The organism is Hahella sp. CR1 (assembly GCF_029813005.1).
In the GTDB taxonomy this organism is placed as follows: Bacteria; Pseudomonadota; Gammaproteobacteria; order Pseudomonadales; family Oleiphilaceae; genus Hahella.
Genome location: NZ_JAPELK010000054.1, coordinates 1 through 420 on the forward strand (window position 1 = coordinate 1; position 420 = coordinate 420).

Annotated in this window: 1 protein-coding gene; it reads right to left on the bottom strand. The window is 58.1% G+C overall.

All coding sequences use genetic code 11. The annotated features are described in order from the left end of the window. Window position 1: 1 nt before the first annotated feature. Window positions 2–420 (bottom strand): hypothetical protein (locus tag ONV78_RS31890; RefSeq protein WP_279508632.1); only part of this gene is annotated, 419 nt, incomplete at its 5' end.

Here is a 420-nt window from a genome sequence, read left to right on the forward strand (position 1 = left end):
TTCAGGAGGGGCGATCAATCAGCCGCCAACACAGCTTTAAGGCGATGTCCTCCCAGGGGGCGATAAGGCGGCTAGCGTCTGATAGCAGGCCGAGGAGATGAAACCGAATCAATAACCGGGCGTCTTCGTCTTCCTCAAGTTTGCCCAGGTAGCGGGCAAGACGCTCATCTATCAGCAACCCATGCAGCTTGGTAATCGCCTCGCGCTTGGGGAGCGGTTCCGACATCAGGCGCGTCAGAGCAAGGGCTTTTTCTTCGGTGTGTGGTTGGTGGATGGTTTCCATTAGGGCTTCTCCTTTTTGGGGTAAGGCGGCTGTGTTGAGCCGCCGGGTAGTTGCTTGGGTCAGGCTTCGATGATGCGCTTGCAGATGGCGATGGCCGCCTCGTCCCAGGTCACGTAGGAGAGGTGCAGGTTGTCCAG